Raw genomic sequence first — 14,135 nt, forward strand, 5'->3', positions numbered from 1 at the left:
GCGCCGGGAATTCACACGGCTGGAAGTGACAGGATACTGGACCACCCCGCCCGCACCCAAACGGAGCCTGTCCGGGGCCGCCGGCAGGCTCCCGCGGGCGTCCTCAGCGGCCCTGCTCCAGCTCTCTCAGCCGGTTGAGGTCGATCAGTCCGGTGTCGAAGAAGCTGGTCTCGTCCAGCGCCGCGGGCTGCTGCCCCTGCGGCTGCTGCTGCGGATAGCCCTGCTGCTGGTACGGGATCTGCTGGTCGTACTGCTGCTGCTCGTAGCCGTAGCCGGCCGCCGGGTCCTGCTGGTACGCGGGCTGCTGCTGGCCGTACGGGTCCTGGGCCTGGGTGCCGTAGTCGACGTAGGCGCCGGAGTCGGCGGCGGCCTGCTGGTACTCGGGCCGGTAGCCGCTGTCGCCCTGGTAGCCGCCCTGCTGGTACGCGGTGTCCTGCTGCGAATAGCCGTAGCCGGGAGCCGCCGCGGCGGCGGCCTGCTGCGGGGCCGGGTCGTAGCCGTACTGCGCCAGGTCGGCCTGCTCGGGGGCGGTGGGCGCGGCCAGGCCCGCCATGTAGTCGGCGTCGCTCTGCCGCTGCCCGCCGTGCTCGCCGTCGCCGTCCGCGGCGTCCTGCGCGGCCATCTGCGCGGCGAGGTCGTCGATCGGATTGTGGCCGGTGAGCTTCAGGCGCCCGCGGCCGACGGCCTCCAGGGTCTTGCTCAGGACGGCCTCGAAGGCGCCCAGCTTGGCGTCCACGTACTCGTCGGCGCGGCGGCGCAGGGTCTCCGGGTCGGCGCTGCGCTCGGGGGCGTCCGCGTCCTCCTCGGCCTGGTCGTAACCCTGGTCGTAGCCGTTGGGGTCGTGGCCGAGCAGCTTCTCCCGGCCGCGGTCGACCGAGCCGATGGTCTTGGTGAGGACCACTTCGAAGTTGGCGAGCTTGCTGTCGACGTAGTCGTCGGCCTCGGCGCGGATCTCGGCGGCCTCGCGGCGCGCCTCGGCGACGATCCGCTCCGCCTCGTCCTGCGACTGGCGGGCCACCTGGGTGTCGGAGACCAGCGATCCGCGTTCGGCGTGGGCCGATTCGATGATCCGCTGGGCTTCGGCTCGGGCCTCCCCGACCATCGTCTCCCGGTCGCCGAGCAGTGCCTGCGCCTGGGAGAGGGAGTCGGGAAGCGCGGCGGCGACCTCGTCGAGCATGGCGAGCAGCTCGGCACGGTTCACCACGCAGGAGGCCGACATCGGCATCGACCGGGCGTTAGCCACGGTGGCCGCGATCTCATCGAGCTTCTTCTGGACGTCCACGGGGGAGAGCCTAGCGCTGTCGGAGTTTGGGCTTGAGCGCGTCGAGGACGACGGACGGCACCAAGTGGGAGATGTCGCCGCCCCATTGGGCGACTTCCTTGACCAGACTCGAGGACAGGAAGCTGTAGGCGGGGTTGGTGGGGACGAAGAGGGTCTCGACACCGGTGAGGCCGATGTTCATCTGGGCCATCTGCAACTCGTAGTCGAAGTCGCTGACCGCGCGCAGGCCCTTCACGATGGCCGGGATCTCGCGCTGCTTGCAGAAGTCCACCAGCAGGCCGTGGAACGACTCGACCTTGACGTTGCCCAGGTCGCCCGTGACCTCCTCGATCAGCGCGATGCGCTCCTCGATGGTGAACAGGCCCTGCTTGGACTGGTTGATCATCACGGCGACGTACACGGTGTCGTACAGCCGTGAGGCGCGGGCGATGATGTCGAGGTGTCCGTTGGTGATGGGGTCGAAGGACCCCGGACAGACGGCGCGGCGCAAGAGTGGTTCCTCGCTCTCCGTACGGCGGGTGCTACGGCTCATGGTGCGGGTTCATGTCGACTCCGCGGGCTCATGACCCGGCGGTGACCCGGGCGGCGCGACCGTACCAAAGCGTCGCTTCGCCGTACCGCCGGGACCGCAGGCCCGTGAAACCCGGGGGCCAGCCGAATTCGCCGCCCCGGGTCCTGCGCTCCACGGTGGCCAGCGCTTCCTCCGTCAGCCAGTCATTGGCCAGGAGTGTGAGCAGGATCTCCCGCAGTTCGCCGTCCTCGACGTCGTACGGCGGGTCGAGGAAGACCACGTCGTACGGCCGCGGCGCCGGTCCCGCGACGATCTTCTCCGCGCGTCCCGAGCGCACCTCGGCGCCGGGCAGTTTCAGCGCCGCCACGTTCTCCCTGATCACCCGAGCCGCCCGCGGCTCGGCCTCGGCCAGCAGGACGTGTTCGGCGCCGCGCGAGAGCGCTTCGAGGCCGACCGCGCCGGAGCCCGCGTAGAGGTCGAGCACCCTGGCCCCCTCCAGCGTGCCGCGCAGCGACTGAAGGGTGGAGAACAGCCCCTCCTTGGCGCGGTCGGACGTCGGCCTGGTGCCGTCGCCCGGCGGTACGGCGAGGCGCCGCCCCCCGGCGGCGCCGGCGATCACGCGGGTCATGGAACTCACTTCCGGTGCGGGGACCTGGTCCGACGCGCCCCACGATACGGGCCCCGGCCCGGCTACCCCTTTTCCAGATACTCCTCGCGGTCCGCGTCCAGCAGGCTGTCCAGGGCGCTGCGGAGATCGGGGTGCGCGGTGAGTTCGGGATCGGCGGTCACGACCGCGGTGGCCTCCTCGCGGGCGGCCTCGATGACGTCGCGGTCGTCCATGACGGTGAGCACCCGCAGCGAGGAGCGGCTGCCGGACTGGGCCTGGCCGAGGACGTCGCCCTCGCGGCGCTGCTGGAGGTCGATCTCGGAGAGTTCGAAGCCGTCCAGCGTCCCGGCCACCGCGTCCAGGCGCATTCGGGCCGGGGTCGCCTCGGGCGCCTCGGAGACCAGCAGGCACAGGCCGGGCGCGGAGCCGCGGCCGACCCGGCCGCGCAGCTGGTGGAGTTGCGAGACGCCGAAGCGGTCGGCGTCCATGATCACCATGGCGGTGGCGTTCGGCACGTTCACCCCGACCTCGATGACCGTGGTGGCGACCAGGACGTCCACCTCGCCCGCGGTGAAGCGGCGCATCACGTCGTCCTTGGCGTCCGGCTGCATCCGGCCGTGCAGCACCTCGACGCGCAGCCCGCGCAGGGCCCCCTGGGCGATCTGCTCGGCGACGTCCAGCACCGCCAGCGGCGGCCTGCGCTCGTCGTCGTCGGGCCCCGGCTCCTTGTCCTTCTTGGCCGCCTTGGCCTTGCCGCTCCCCTTGCCCTCCTCCTCGTCGCCGATCCGCGGGCACACCACGTACGCCTGGTGGCCGCCCTCGACCTCCTCCCGTACCCGCTCCCAGGCCCGGCTGAGGAAGTGCGGCTTCTCGGCCGCCGGTACGACATGGGTGGCGATCGGCGAGCGCCCGGCGGGCAGTTGGTCCAGTACGGACGTCTCCAGGTCGCCGAAGACCGTCATGGCGACGGTCCGCGGGATCGGGGTGGCCGTCATCACCAGCAGGTGCGGCGGCTGGGCGGCCTTGGCGCGCAGCGCGTCCCGCTGCTCCACGCCGAAGCGGTGCTGTTCGTCGACCACGACCAGGCCCAGGTCGTGGAACTTCACCTTGTCCTCGATCAGCGCGTGCGTGCCGATCACGATCCCGGCCTCGCCCGTCACCAGGTCGAGCAGCGCCTGCCGCCGCGCGGGCGTCCCCATGGAACCGGTCAGCAGCACGACCTTCGTCCCGAGGTCCGAGCCGCCCAGCATGCCCGAGGACTCGGCCAGTTCGCCCATCATCTCGGTGACGGAGCGGTGGTGCTGCTGGGCCAGCACCTCGGTCGGCGCGAGCATCGCCGCCTGGCCGCCCGCGTCCACCACCCCGAGCATCGCCCGCAGCGCCACCATCGTCTTGCCCGAGCCGACCTCGCCCTGGAGCAGCCGGTGCATCGGGTGCTCGGCCGCAAGGTCCTCGAAGATCTCGCCCGACACCCTCCGCTGGCCGTCGGTCAGCGTGAACGGCAGCTTCACGTCGAACGCCGTCAGCAGCCCGTCCCGGCCCGGCCGGCGCGGCACCGCGGGCAGCGCGGAGTCCGCCGCCCTGCGGCGGGCCAGCGCCACCTGGAGCACGAACGCCTCGTCCCACTTCAGCCGGTCCCTGGCCGCCGCGATGTCCGCCTTCGTCCGCGGCCGGTGGATACGCTCCAGCGCCTCCGGCAGCGGCGCGAGCCCGCGCGCCTCGCGCAGCGCCGCGGGCAGCGGCTCCCCCACGCCCTCCCAGCCGATCGCCGTCAGCGAGTTGAGCGCGGTGTCCACCGCCTGCCCGATCCGCCACGAGGTGATCTGCTTGCACGCCGGATACAGCGGGATCAGCCGGTTCGCGAACGCGTCCAGCGCGTCCTTCTCCGCCCCCTCGTCCGCGTCCAGCAACTGGTAATCCGGGTGGGCCAGTTGGCGCGTCCGGTTGAAGACCGAGACCTTCCCCGAGAACATCCCCCGCCGCCCCGGGATCAGCCGGTGGGCGTGCGCGTGCGCCGCCTTGCTGAAGAACACCAGGGTCAGCGAACCGCTGCCGTCGGTCACCACGACTTCGAGCCGCACCCCGGACCCGCGGCCGTACGTCCGCTTGTCCGCCTTCGCGATCTGCGCCACCACCGTGACGTACTCGTCCACCGGCAGATCCGCCAGCCGCGTCAGCTCCCCGCGCTCGGCGTACCGGCGCGGATAGTGATGCAGCAGGTCACCGGCGGTGTGCAGCCCGAGGTGGTCGGCGAGCACCTTCGCGGTACGGTCACCGACGATTTTCCGCAGCGGATCGTCCATGGGGTTCGACATCGGGATCTATCTTGGCGCACCCCACCGACAAATCCCCCTCGGGCAGGTCCGCGCGGCGGTCCGCGGGAGGGGCGGGTTACTCGACCCCCACCAGCAGGGGGCAGGTGCCCTGGCCGCCCTCGTAGGTCACGGTGTCCACCGCCAGGTGGGCCTCGCGGACGTGGGACTCGATGTGGGCGGTGAGGTCGGCGGGGGCGTCGGGTCCCGGGATGAGGGTGACGAGTTCGCCGCCGGCGGCGAGCATGCGGTCCAGGACGGCGGTGGCGGTACCGGCGAGCGTGGTGCCGATGACGGAGACGTCGCCGTCGATGAGGCCGAGGATGTCGCCGGCCTGGCAGATGCCGGCCGAGGTCCAGGAGCGGTGCTCGGCGACGGCGAGTTCGGCGTAGCGGGTGGCTCCGGCGGCGGAGGTCATGGCGACGACGTCCTCGTCGAAGCGCCGGGAGGGCTCGTGGACGGCGAGGGCGGCCAGGCCCTGGACGGCGGAGCGGGTGGGGATGAGGGCGACCCGGACGCCGTCGGCGCGGGCCTGTTCCGCGGCGGCGCCCGCCGCGTGCCGCAGGTCGCGGTCGTTGGGCAGCAGGACGACCTCAAGGGCGTGGGCGCGGCGGATGGCGGCGGCGATCTCGCCGCTGGCGGGCTGTTCGCCGGGGCGGACGGCGACGACGGTGGCCCCGGCGCGGGCGCACAGTTCCGACAGGCCGTCGCCGCGGACGACGGCGACGACGGCGCGGTGCGCGGGTTCGGTGCGCGGCCTGGTCTGGTCGGCGAAGTGGGTGACGCGGATGCGGTACGGGCGGCCGGCCTCGATGCCCGCCTCGATGGCGGCGCCGACGTCGTCCACGTGGACGTGCACGTGGAAGAGCCCGTCGCCGCCGACGACGACGAGGGAGTCGCCGAGCGCGTCGAGCCGGGCCCGCAGCAGGGTGACGGCGGAGTCGGCGGCCTCCAGCAGGAAGATCACCTCGAAGGCGGGGCCGTCGGGGACCGCGTCGTCGGGGCACAGGTCCTCGTCCTCGACCGGGACGGTGTGCCCGGCGCGGAAGTCCGTTCCGGCCAGGGGCTGTTCCGGGGCGTCGCCGGTCACGGCGTCGGCCAGCGCGCCGAGCACGGCGACCAGGCCGAGGCCGCCCGCGTCGACCACTCCCGCGCGGCGCAGCACGCCGAGCTGTCCCGGGGTGGCGGCCAGCGCGGCGCGCGCTCCGGCGTACGCGGCCCGTACGACCTCGTCGACGCCGCCCGTCGCGGCCTCCGCGGCGTCGGCCGCGCCGACGGCCACCGTGAGCATCGTGCCCTCGACCGGCCGGGCGACCGCGTCGTACGCCGATTCCGCGGCGATCCGCAGGGCCCGCCGCAGTTCGGCGGCCCCGATCCGTTCAGGGGCGTCGGCGGGCGAGGCGACCGCCTCGTTCATACCGCGCAGGAGCTGGGCGAGGATCGTGCCGGAATTGCCGCGGGCGCCGATGAGGGCGCCGTGCGACATGGCGCGGAGCACGTCGGGGAGGGTCGGCCGGGTCGCGGGGGCGGCGGCCGTCGCGTGCGCGTCGAAGACCGCTTCCACGGCCTGGGCGGCGGACTCGAACGTCAGGTACAGATTGGTGCCGGTGTCCCCGTCCGCGACGGGATAGACGTTGATCGCGTCGATCTCCTCGCGGGCCCTGCCCAGTGCCTGGAGCGAGAGGCGGCACCAGGCGAGCACCGCGGAAGCGTCGAGCGAGGGCGGCAACAGGTCCTCCTGCGGAACACCGGGATATCGGGAACTGCCAGGTGAGCCTAGGCCCTTTCGGGGCGGTCGGGAGCGGGCCGGGCGGCGACGGGGCCGCCCGTGACCGCGCGGAAACGGCCTGGTGGTGACCCCGGTCACGGGGGCGGGCGTCCGGATCTGGGCACCCGCGGACCATGGTAGTTTCGTTGTACGGGAGCGGTCGTTGTATGCTGCTCCGGTTGCCTGGGGCTCTCTCAGGCTTTTCATCGTAAGTGCATCTGAAGTCTTTGGAGTGACCCGTGGCTGCCAACTGCGACGTCTGCGGCAAGGGGCCGGGCTTCGGCAACAGCATCTCCCACTCGCACCGCCGTACCCCGCGTCGTTGGAACCCCAACATCCAGCGCGTGCGTGCAGTGGTCGGGCGGACGCCGAAGCGCCTCAATGTCTGCACCTCGTGCATCAAGGCCGGTAAGGTCTCGCGCTGACGCGTCGTCGTACATCACGTCGTAGCAGCGCAGCCTTAGCGGCTACTCGAATGCCGGTCCACCTCAGGGTGGGCCGGTTTTCTTGCGTTGTACGGGTGCCCGTGCGGCTCGGGTGACGGCTCAGCGCGTGCGCCAGCCGTGGTCGACGGGGCCGGTCCCGGCGCCGAGCGGGAAGCCCGCCGCGATGGCGCCGGTCACGTACGTCTTCGCCCGTCCGACGGCGTCCGGCACGTCGCGGCCGAGGGCGAGGTGGCAGGCGATCGCGCTGGCCAGAGTGCAGCCGGTCCCGTGGGTGTGCCGGTTGTCGAGCCGCGGGGCGCGGTACCAGTGCTCGGCGGCGCCGTCGGTGAGCAGGTCGACGGCCTCGGCCGAGCGGCTGTCGGCGAGGTGGCCGCCCTTGACCAGGACCCAGCGCGGCCCGTGGGCGAGTACGGCGTCGGCGGCGGCCCGCATGCCGGCCTCGTCGTGCACGGTACGACCGGTGAGCTGGGTGACCTCGTCCAGGTTGGGGGTGGCGACGGTGGCGAGCGGCAGCAGCCGGGTGCGTACGGTCTCGACGGCTTCCTCGGCGAGCAGCGCGTCGCCGTGCTTGGAGATCCCGACCGGGTCGACGACGACGGGGACACCGCCGTCCAGAGCGGCGAGGAGACCGGCGACGGTCTCGGTGAGGGCCGCCGAGGAGAGCATGCCGGTCTTGACCGCCGCCACCCCGATGTCGCCGACGACGGCGTGGAACTGGGCGCGTACGGCCGCCTCCGGCAGGTCCCAGACGCCGTGCACGCCCAGCGAATTCTGCGCGGTGACGGCGGTGAGCACGCTCATGCCGTGCACGCCGAGGGCGAGCATCGTCTTGAGGTCGGCCTGGATGCCCGCGCCGCCGCCGGAGTCGGATCCGGCGACGGTGAGCACCCGGACGGGGGCGGCCCGCACAGGCGCGGGGTTCGGGAGGCCGGGGTTCGGGAGGCCGGGGTCTGGGACGGCGGGGCGCGGGAGGCCGGGGTTCGGGAGGCCGGGGTTCGGGAGGCCGGGGTTCGGGAGGGTCACTCCTCGTCCCCGAAGTGGTCCCAGCCGCCCGCCTTGTCCCAGGGCGCGCCGTCCACGGTGACCTGCGGGGTGCGGCCCCCGGGGGCGCTGACGGCGCCGATGACCCGCCAGCGGGCGGGCAGCTTCACATCGCGGGGGAAGGCGGCGACGATCGCGTGGTCCTCGCCGCCGGTGAGCACCCAGTGCAGCGGGTCGACGCCCACGGCCTGCCCGATGTCGGACATCTGGGCGGGTACGTCGATGTCGGCGGAGCGCAAATCGATGTCGACGCCGCTGGCGGCGGCGATGTGGCCGAGGTCGGCGACCAGGCCGTCGCTGACGTCGGTCATGGCGGTGGCGCCGAGTTCGGCCGCCGCGGGGCCCGCGTGGTACGGCGGTTCCGGGCGGCGGTGGGCCTCCACGAAGGCGCGCGGGGAGCGGAAGCCGCGGGAGAGCACGGCGAGTCCGGCGGCCGACCAGCCGAGCCAGCCGGTGACGGCGATGATGTCGCCCGCGCGGGCACCCGATCGGGTGATGGCCTCGCGGCTGCGGAGGTCGCCGAGCGCGGTGACGGCCACCGTGATGGTGTCGCCGCGTACGACGTCGCCGCCGACCACGGCCGCTCCCGCGACCTGGCACTCGTCGCGGATGCCGTCCATCAGTTCGACGGCCCAGGTGGCGGGGAGTTCGGCGGGGACGACGAGGCCGAGCAGCACGGCGGTGGGGAAGGCGCCCATGGCGGCGATGTCGGCGAGGTTCTGCGCGGCGGCCTTGCGGCCCACGTCGTAGGCGGTGGACCAGTCGCGGCGGAAGTGGCGGCCCTCGATGAGGACGTCCGTGGTGGCGACCACCCGGCGGTCGGGCGCGGCGACCACGGCCGCGTCGTCACCCGGTCCGATTTTCACCGCGGGTGTGGTGGTGAGCCGGGAGGTCAACTCCCTGATGAGCCCGAACTCGCCCAACTCGCCCACAGTCCCCTTCATCCCAACGTCCCCTCGAGTCGCGGCCTGAGCCGGTTCTGCTGCGTGTTTCCCGTCAATACGGGCGTGAGACCCGTCAATACGGGGGTCAGGTACCGCGCGGGTCTCCCCGCTGTGCGCGACGACGCGATAACGTGGCGTCCCCCTTCCCACATGATCCTCGAAGCCGCCCTGGAGGTTCCGTGGTACAGGCGTACATCCTGATCCAGACCGAGGTCGGCAAAGCCTCGGCAGTAGCGGAGGTGATCTCCAAGATCGAAGGAGTCATTCAGGCCGAGGACGTCACCGGTCCTTATGACGTCATCGTCAGGGCCCAAGCAGACACGGTCGATGATCTCGGCCGCATGGTGGTCGCCAAAGTCCAGCAGGCGGACGGCATCACTCGAACGTTGACCTGCCCCGTCGTCCATATCTAGCCCCCACTATGCTCACCGGTGATGCTGTATCGCCGAGTTGTACTGACCGCCGTGTCCGCCGTCGCGTGCCTTTCTGCGGCGGCGGTCTACGCGTTCACGTCCGGTACGGACGAAGCGATCGCCGTACCGGTTCCTGACGCACGTGTCGCCGGATACTGTCACGCGCTGTACGGCGATCTGCCCGCGAAGGTCGACGGTCTCTCCCGGCATGATCTCAAGCCGGAATCGGAGCTGACAGCCGGGTGGGGCAATCCGCCGATCGTGTTGCGCTGCGGTGTCCCGCGGCCCGCCGCCGACGCGGACCCCTCCACTTACGGCGCCGAGGTGGACGGCGTCTCCTGGTCGGTGGAGCAGGGAGCCGACGGTGGGGTGCTGATGACGACGACGCTGCGCAAGGCGTATGTCGAGGTGGCTCTGCCGAAGCGTTTCGCCCATGACATCAGTCCGCTGACGGATCTCGCGGACGCGATCAAGCGCACGATCCCCGAGGGGGTCTGACCCCCTCGGGGTTCGGCTGTCCGTCCGAAGGCCGCGCGCAGGCGCGGCCCCGGCGGGCTAGCGCAGGCCGGTCGAGCGGCGCAGCGCCGCCTGGATGAGCAGGTCGACCAGTTGCCGGTAGTCGACGCCCGTCTCCTGCCACATCCGCGGGTACATCGAGATCGGGGTGAAGCCCGGCATCGTGTTGATCTCGTTGATGACGAACTCCCCGCTGTCCAGCAGGAAGAAGTCGGCGCGGACCAGGCCCTCGCAGGACGCGGCCTCGAACGCCTCGACGGCGAGCCGCCGTACCTCGGCGGTCTGCTCCTCGGTGAGCGGCGCAGGAACGATTCCCTCGGCGGAGTCGATGTACTTCGCCTCGAAGTCGTAGAACGCGTGGCTGGTGACCGGCGGGATCTCGGCCGGTACGGAGGCGCGCGGGCCGTCCTCGAACTCCAGGACGCCGCATTCGATCTCGCGTCCGCGCAGCAGCGCCTCGACGATGACCTTGGGGTCGTGCCGCCTGGCCTCGGTGATGGCCGCGTCGAGCCCTTCCGGGCCTTCGACCTTGGTGATGCCGAAGGACGATCCGGCGCGGGCGGGCTTCACGAACAGCGGCCAGCCGTGCTCGGCGGCGAAGTCGGTGACCTTGCGGCGTACGGCGTCGCTGTCGCGTTCCCATTCGCGGGGGCGGATGACGGTGTAGGGGCCGACGGCCAGGCCGAAGGAGGTGAAGACGCGCTTCATGTACTCCTTGTCCATGCCGACGGCGGAGGCGAGCACGCCCGCGCCGACGTACGGGACGCCGGAGAGTTCGAGCAGGCCCTGGAGGGTGCCGTCCTCGCCGTACGGGCCGTGCAGCATGGGGAAGACGACGTCGACCTCGCCGAGCGCCTTGGGGACGGCGCCCGCTTCGGTGTAGACGACCTCGCGGTTGGCCGGGTCGACCGGGAGCATGACGGCGCCCTCGTGGTCGGTGACCTGTTCGACGGTCGGCATCCGGCGGTCGGCGATGGCCATCCGCTCGGGGGCGTCCGCGGTCAGTGCCCAGCGGCCCTCGGTGGTGATGCCGATGGGCAGGACGTCGTACTTGTCGCGGTCGATGGCGCTGAGCACGCTGGCCGCGGTGACCACCGAGACGCCGTGCTCGGAGCTGCGTCCGCCGAAGACGACCGCGACCCGCGGCTTGCGCGGGTAGTTCTCGCTCGCGTGGCCTACCACGCGCCGGTCCGCGTACGGGTCCGCGGGCCGGTCCGGGCCGGATTCGCGCCGGTCAGGGCTCTGGGAGCTGTCGTGGGATGCAAGGTTGCTCATGTCGCGATGACCCTACCGTTCCGGCTTGGCGGAGCGTGACATCAACTCCTGTACGGCCACGACGGGCGGTTTCCCGTTGTGCACGATGTCGACCACGGTGTCCGTCAGCGGCATGTCGACGCCGTGCCTGCGGGCCAGATCGGCCACGGACTCGCAGGACTTGACGCCCTCGGCCGTCTGGCTGGTGACGGCGATGGTCTCGGCCAGGGTCATGCCGCGGCCGAGGTTCATGCCGAAGGTGTGGTTGCGCGACAGCGGTGAGGAGCAGGTGGCGACCAGGTCGCCCATGCCCGCGAGGCCGGCGAAGGTGTGCGCGTCGGCGCCCATCGCCATGCCGAGCCTGGTGGTCTCGGCCAGGCCGCGGGTGATCAGGGACGCCTTGGTGTTGTCGCCCAGGCCCATGCCGTCGGCGATGCCGACCGCGAGGCCGATGACGTTCTTGACGGCGCCGCCCAGTTCGACGCCGACGACGTCGGTGTTGGTGTACGGGCGGAAGTAGCCGGTGTGGCAGGCGGCCTGGAAGCGGCGGGCGACGGCTTCGTCGCGGCTGGCGACGACGGCGGCGGCGGGCTGCCTGGCGGCGATCTCCGGGGCGAGGTTGGGGCCCGACAGGACGGCGACGCGGTCGGGTCCTGCCTTGGCGACCTCCTCGATCACCTCGCTCATCAGCTTGGCGGTGCCCAGTTCGACGCCCTTCATCAGGCTGACCAGGACCGCGTCGGGGCGCAGCAGCGGTGCCCAGTCGGCGAGGTTGGCGCGCAGCGTCTGGGACGGGACGCACAGGATGACGAATTCGGCGTCGGCGGCGGCTTCCGCGGGGTCCGCGGTGGCGGTGACGGCGGCGGGCAGTTCGAGGTCGGGGAGGTATTCGGGGTTCCTGCGGTCGGCGTTGATCGCCGCGGTCAGCTCGGGGCGGCGGCCCCAGAGCGCCACCTCGCACCCGGCGTCGGCGAGGACCATCGAGAAGGCGGTGCCCCAGGAGCCGGTGCCGTAGACGGCGCAGCGGACCGTCATGCGCCCTCCCGTGCCTTGCGCGGGTCGTAGAGACCGGCGGGCGCGGGTTCCTGGCGTACCTCGGCGAGGAGCGCGGTGACCGCGAGCATGATGGTCTCGGTGACGGCGCGCAGCACGTCGGGGGTGGGGTCCTGGCCGTAGAACGCGGTCAGGTCGACGGGTTCGCCCGCGAGGACCCGCAGCGTCTTGCGCGGCAGCAGGCGTACGCGCTTGCTCTTGGCGTACGGCGGCACGGCCTCGTTGGCGCCCCACTGGGCGACGGGGATCACGGGCGCCTTGGTGAGCAGCGCGACGCGGGCGACGCCGGTCTTGGAGACCATCGGCCACATGTCGGGGTCACGGGTGAGGGTGCCTTCGGGGTAGAAGGCGACGCACTCGCCGGAGTTGATGGCGTCGACGGCGGCGCGGAAGGCGTTCGCGGCGTCGGTGGTCTCGCGGAAGACGGGGATCTGGCCGGTGCCGCGCAGCATCGTGCCGACGAAGAAGGGCTTGAAGAGCCCCGCCTTGGCCAGGAAGCGGGGGACGCGGCCGGTGTTGTACTGGAAATGCGCGTACGACAGCGGGTCCAGGTACGAGTTGTGGTTCACCGCCGTGATGAAACCGCCGTCGGCCGGAATGTGCTCCATTCCGTGCCAGTCCCGCTTGAACAGCACAATGAGCGGCGGTTTCGCGATGACGGCCGCCAGGCGGTACCAGAAACCGATTCTGCGGCGGGACACCAGGACTCCTCTTCGTTGCTGTGACGCCGCGCTCGTAGAGGCTCGCGCAGCACCACCCGTGCGGCAGCCGCACAAGTCTGCGGCTATGGACACGTTAACGCCAGGGCCCGGCGGCCCGTGGGGCGCCTGGGGAAGGCCGCACAATGGTGCGGTGGCGATAGATGTGACCTGGAAGTGGTCCCTTGTCGTGCCGCTGAAGCCGCTGGCCGTGGCCAAGAGCCGGTTGGCCACGGCGGCCGGTGCGGTACGGCCCGCGCTGGCCCTGGCGTTCGCGCTGGACACGGTCGCGGCGGCGCTGGCCTGCGCCGAGGTGGCCGACGTGACCGTGGTCACGGACGACGAGCGGGCCGGGGCGGAGCTGGCCGCCCTGGGTGCCTTCGTGGTGCCCGACGCCCCGGCGGCGGGGCTGAACGCCGCGCTGCGGTACGGGGCGGACCGGGTGCGGGCCCGCGATCCGTACGCGGCGGTCGCGGCGCTGAACGGCGATCTCCCGGCCTTGCGGCCCGCTGAGCTGGCGTGGGTGCTCCGGGAGGCCGCGGGCGGCCAGGAGCGGGCTTTTCTGGCCGACGCGGCCGGTGTGGGGACAACCTTGCTCGCCGCTCCGCGCGGTTCGGCCCTCTCCCCCGCCTTCGGCGGCGCCTCCCGCGCCCGCCACCTGGCCACCGGGGCCCGCGAGATCGCCCTGCGGCGGGTGCCGTCGGTGCGGCAGGACGTGGACACCGGCGACGACCTGCGCGCGGCCCTGGCCCTGGGCGTCGGCGAGCGTACGGCGCTGGCCGCCGCCGGGCTGCTGATCGCGGACTGAACCACCGGCCGGGCCGGGCACCCGTGCCGTGACCGGCGGTCTCCCCCGGGCCGGGCACTAGGCTGCGGCCCATGCAGGCAACCGCGTTCACCTACGACCCCGAGACCCGCGGCGGCAGCGTGCTCCTCGACGACGGGACGCCGCTGCCCTTCGACGCCGCCGCCTTCGACGCGGGCGGCCTGCGCCTCCTGCGCCCCGGCCAGCGCGTCCGCATCCGCACCGACGGCTCCGCCGACACCCGCCGGGTGGTCTTCATCACCCTCCAGACCTTCCCGGACTCGACGGAACCGAAGGTGTAGCGAAGGGGCTCCCTGACGCAGGGCGGTTCGCCGGTAGCCGGCGAGCCGAAGGCGGCGCCGGTGTCGAAAGCGACGATGAGCAGGGAGCGAGGAACGAGCGACCGTCGAAGAGGAGCGTCGACACCGGGTCTAAGCCGCCGGAGGAGAGAAGGCGGCGAAAAAAACGAGCGCGGGCCGGGCTCC

General features: G+C 72.4%; 15 protein-coding genes. 5 read left to right on the forward strand and 10 right to left on the reverse strand.

Annotated features, from left to right (window positions below; genetic code table 11):
• Window positions 1–103: 103 nt before the first annotated feature.
• From ACIQCJ_RS06755 to ACIQCJ_RS06775, 5 genes are all read right to left on the reverse strand, one after another.
• Window positions 104–1,282: an ATP synthase F0 subunit B gene (locus tag ACIQCJ_RS06755; protein ID WP_355349464.1), complete on the reverse strand. Its 1,179-nt coding sequence runs from the start codon at window positions 1,280–1,282 to the stop codon at window positions 104–106.
• 10 nt (window positions 1,283–1,292) lie between these two features.
• A complete protein-coding gene (gene coaD, locus ACIQCJ_RS06760; RefSeq protein ID WP_355349488.1) occupies window positions 1,293–1,772 on the reverse strand; it encodes a pantetheine-phosphate adenylyltransferase in 480 nt (159 codons plus the stop codon).
• 70 nt (window positions 1,773–1,842) lie between these two features.
• Window positions 1,843–2,421, reverse strand: a complete 579-nt coding sequence (rsmD, locus tag ACIQCJ_RS06765) for a 16S rRNA (guanine(966)-N(2))-methyltransferase RsmD (protein ID WP_402710905.1) — start codon at window positions 2,419–2,421, stop codon at window positions 1,843–1,845.
• A 62-nt stretch (window positions 2,422–2,483) separates the two neighbouring features.
• Window positions 2,484–4,715: an ATP-dependent DNA helicase RecG gene (gene recG, locus ACIQCJ_RS06770; protein WP_402710906.1), complete on the reverse strand. Its 2,232-nt coding sequence runs from the start codon at window positions 4,713–4,715 to the stop codon at window positions 2,484–2,486.
• 76 nt (window positions 4,716–4,791) lie between these two features.
• On the reverse strand, window positions 4,792–6,441 hold the full coding sequence (locus ACIQCJ_RS06775; protein ID WP_355349455.1) for a DAK2 domain-containing protein: 1,650 nt from the start codon (window positions 6,439–6,441) through the stop codon (window positions 4,792–4,794).
• A gap of 278 nt (window positions 6,442–6,719) precedes the next feature.
• On the opposite strand from ACIQCJ_RS06775, the gene rpmB reads away from it, so the two are divergent.
• Window positions 6,720–6,905: a 50S ribosomal protein L28 gene (gene rpmB, locus ACIQCJ_RS06780; protein ID WP_028426177.1), complete on the forward strand. Its 186-nt coding sequence runs from the start codon at window positions 6,720–6,722 to the stop codon at window positions 6,903–6,905.
• A gap of 120 nt (window positions 6,906–7,025) precedes the next feature.
• Here rpmB and thiD read toward each other — a convergent pair whose 3' ends face one another.
• Window positions 7,026–7,814: a bifunctional hydroxymethylpyrimidine kinase/phosphomethylpyrimidine kinase gene (thiD, locus tag ACIQCJ_RS06785; protein ID WP_402711267.1), complete on the reverse strand. Its 789-nt coding sequence runs from the start codon at window positions 7,812–7,814 to the stop codon at window positions 7,026–7,028.
• Between the two features lie 131 nt (window positions 7,815–7,945).
• Window positions 7,946–8,911, reverse strand: coding sequence for a thiamine-phosphate kinase (locus ACIQCJ_RS06790; RefSeq protein ID WP_391050361.1), 966 nt, complete (start codon window positions 8,909–8,911; stop codon window positions 7,946–7,948).
• Between the two features lie 179 nt (window positions 8,912–9,090).
• Here ACIQCJ_RS06790 and ACIQCJ_RS06795 point away from each other — a divergent pair, with 179 nt between their 5' ends.
• Together ACIQCJ_RS06795 and ACIQCJ_RS06800 are read left to right on the forward strand one after the other, a co-directional pair.
• Complete coding sequence (locus tag ACIQCJ_RS06795) at window positions 9,091–9,324, forward strand: Lrp/AsnC family transcriptional regulator (protein ID WP_188284985.1); 234 nt, start codon at window positions 9,091–9,093, stop codon at window positions 9,322–9,324.
• Between the two features lie 51 nt (window positions 9,325–9,375).
• Window positions 9,376–9,822, forward strand: coding sequence for a DUF3515 domain-containing protein (locus ACIQCJ_RS06800; protein WP_355349448.1), 447 nt, complete (start codon window positions 9,376–9,378; stop codon window positions 9,820–9,822).
• A gap of 57 nt (window positions 9,823–9,879) precedes the next feature.
• Here ACIQCJ_RS06800 and ACIQCJ_RS06805 read toward each other — a convergent pair whose 3' ends face one another.
• From ACIQCJ_RS06805 to ACIQCJ_RS06815, 3 genes are read right to left on the reverse strand one after another with little or no spacing between them, the layout of a single operon-like run.
• The gene (locus tag ACIQCJ_RS06805) at window positions 9,880–11,115 is read right to left on the reverse strand and encodes a D-alanine--D-alanine ligase (RefSeq protein ID WP_391050363.1); all 1,236 of its coding nucleotides are present in this window, start codon (window positions 11,113–11,115) and stop codon (window positions 9,880–9,882) included.
• A 12-nt stretch (window positions 11,116–11,127) separates the two neighbouring features.
• A complete protein-coding gene (locus ACIQCJ_RS06810; RefSeq protein ID WP_355349442.1) occupies window positions 11,128–12,129 on the reverse strand; it encodes an NAD(P)H-dependent glycerol-3-phosphate dehydrogenase in 1,002 nt (333 codons plus the stop codon).
• Complete coding sequence (locus ACIQCJ_RS06815; protein ID WP_355349439.1) at window positions 12,126–12,848, reverse strand: lysophospholipid acyltransferase family protein; 723 nt, start codon at window positions 12,846–12,848, stop codon at window positions 12,126–12,128. The genes ACIQCJ_RS06810 and ACIQCJ_RS06815 overlap by 4 nt, the downstream gene beginning before the upstream one ends.
• A 151-nt stretch (window positions 12,849–12,999) precedes the next feature.
• On the opposite strand from ACIQCJ_RS06815, the gene cofC reads away from it, so the two are divergent.
• Together cofC and ACIQCJ_RS06825 are read left to right on the forward strand one after the other, a co-directional pair.
• Complete coding sequence (gene cofC / locus ACIQCJ_RS06820; RefSeq protein ID WP_355349436.1) at window positions 13,000–13,653, forward strand: 2-phospho-L-lactate guanylyltransferase; 654 nt, start codon at window positions 13,000–13,002, stop codon at window positions 13,651–13,653.
• 71 nt (window positions 13,654–13,724) lie between these two features.
• Window positions 13,725–13,952 carry a hypothetical protein gene (locus ACIQCJ_RS06825; RefSeq protein ID WP_355349433.1) on the forward strand — a complete coding sequence of 76 codons (228 nt, stop codon included), beginning with the start codon at window positions 13,725–13,727 and terminating at the stop codon, window positions 13,950–13,952.
• The last annotated feature ends 183 nt before the right edge of the window (window positions 13,953–14,135 follow it).

Source organism: Streptomyces sp. NPDC093221, from assembly GCF_044753885.1.
Lineage (GTDB): Bacteria > Actinomycetota > Actinomycetes > Streptomycetales > Streptomycetaceae > Actinacidiphila.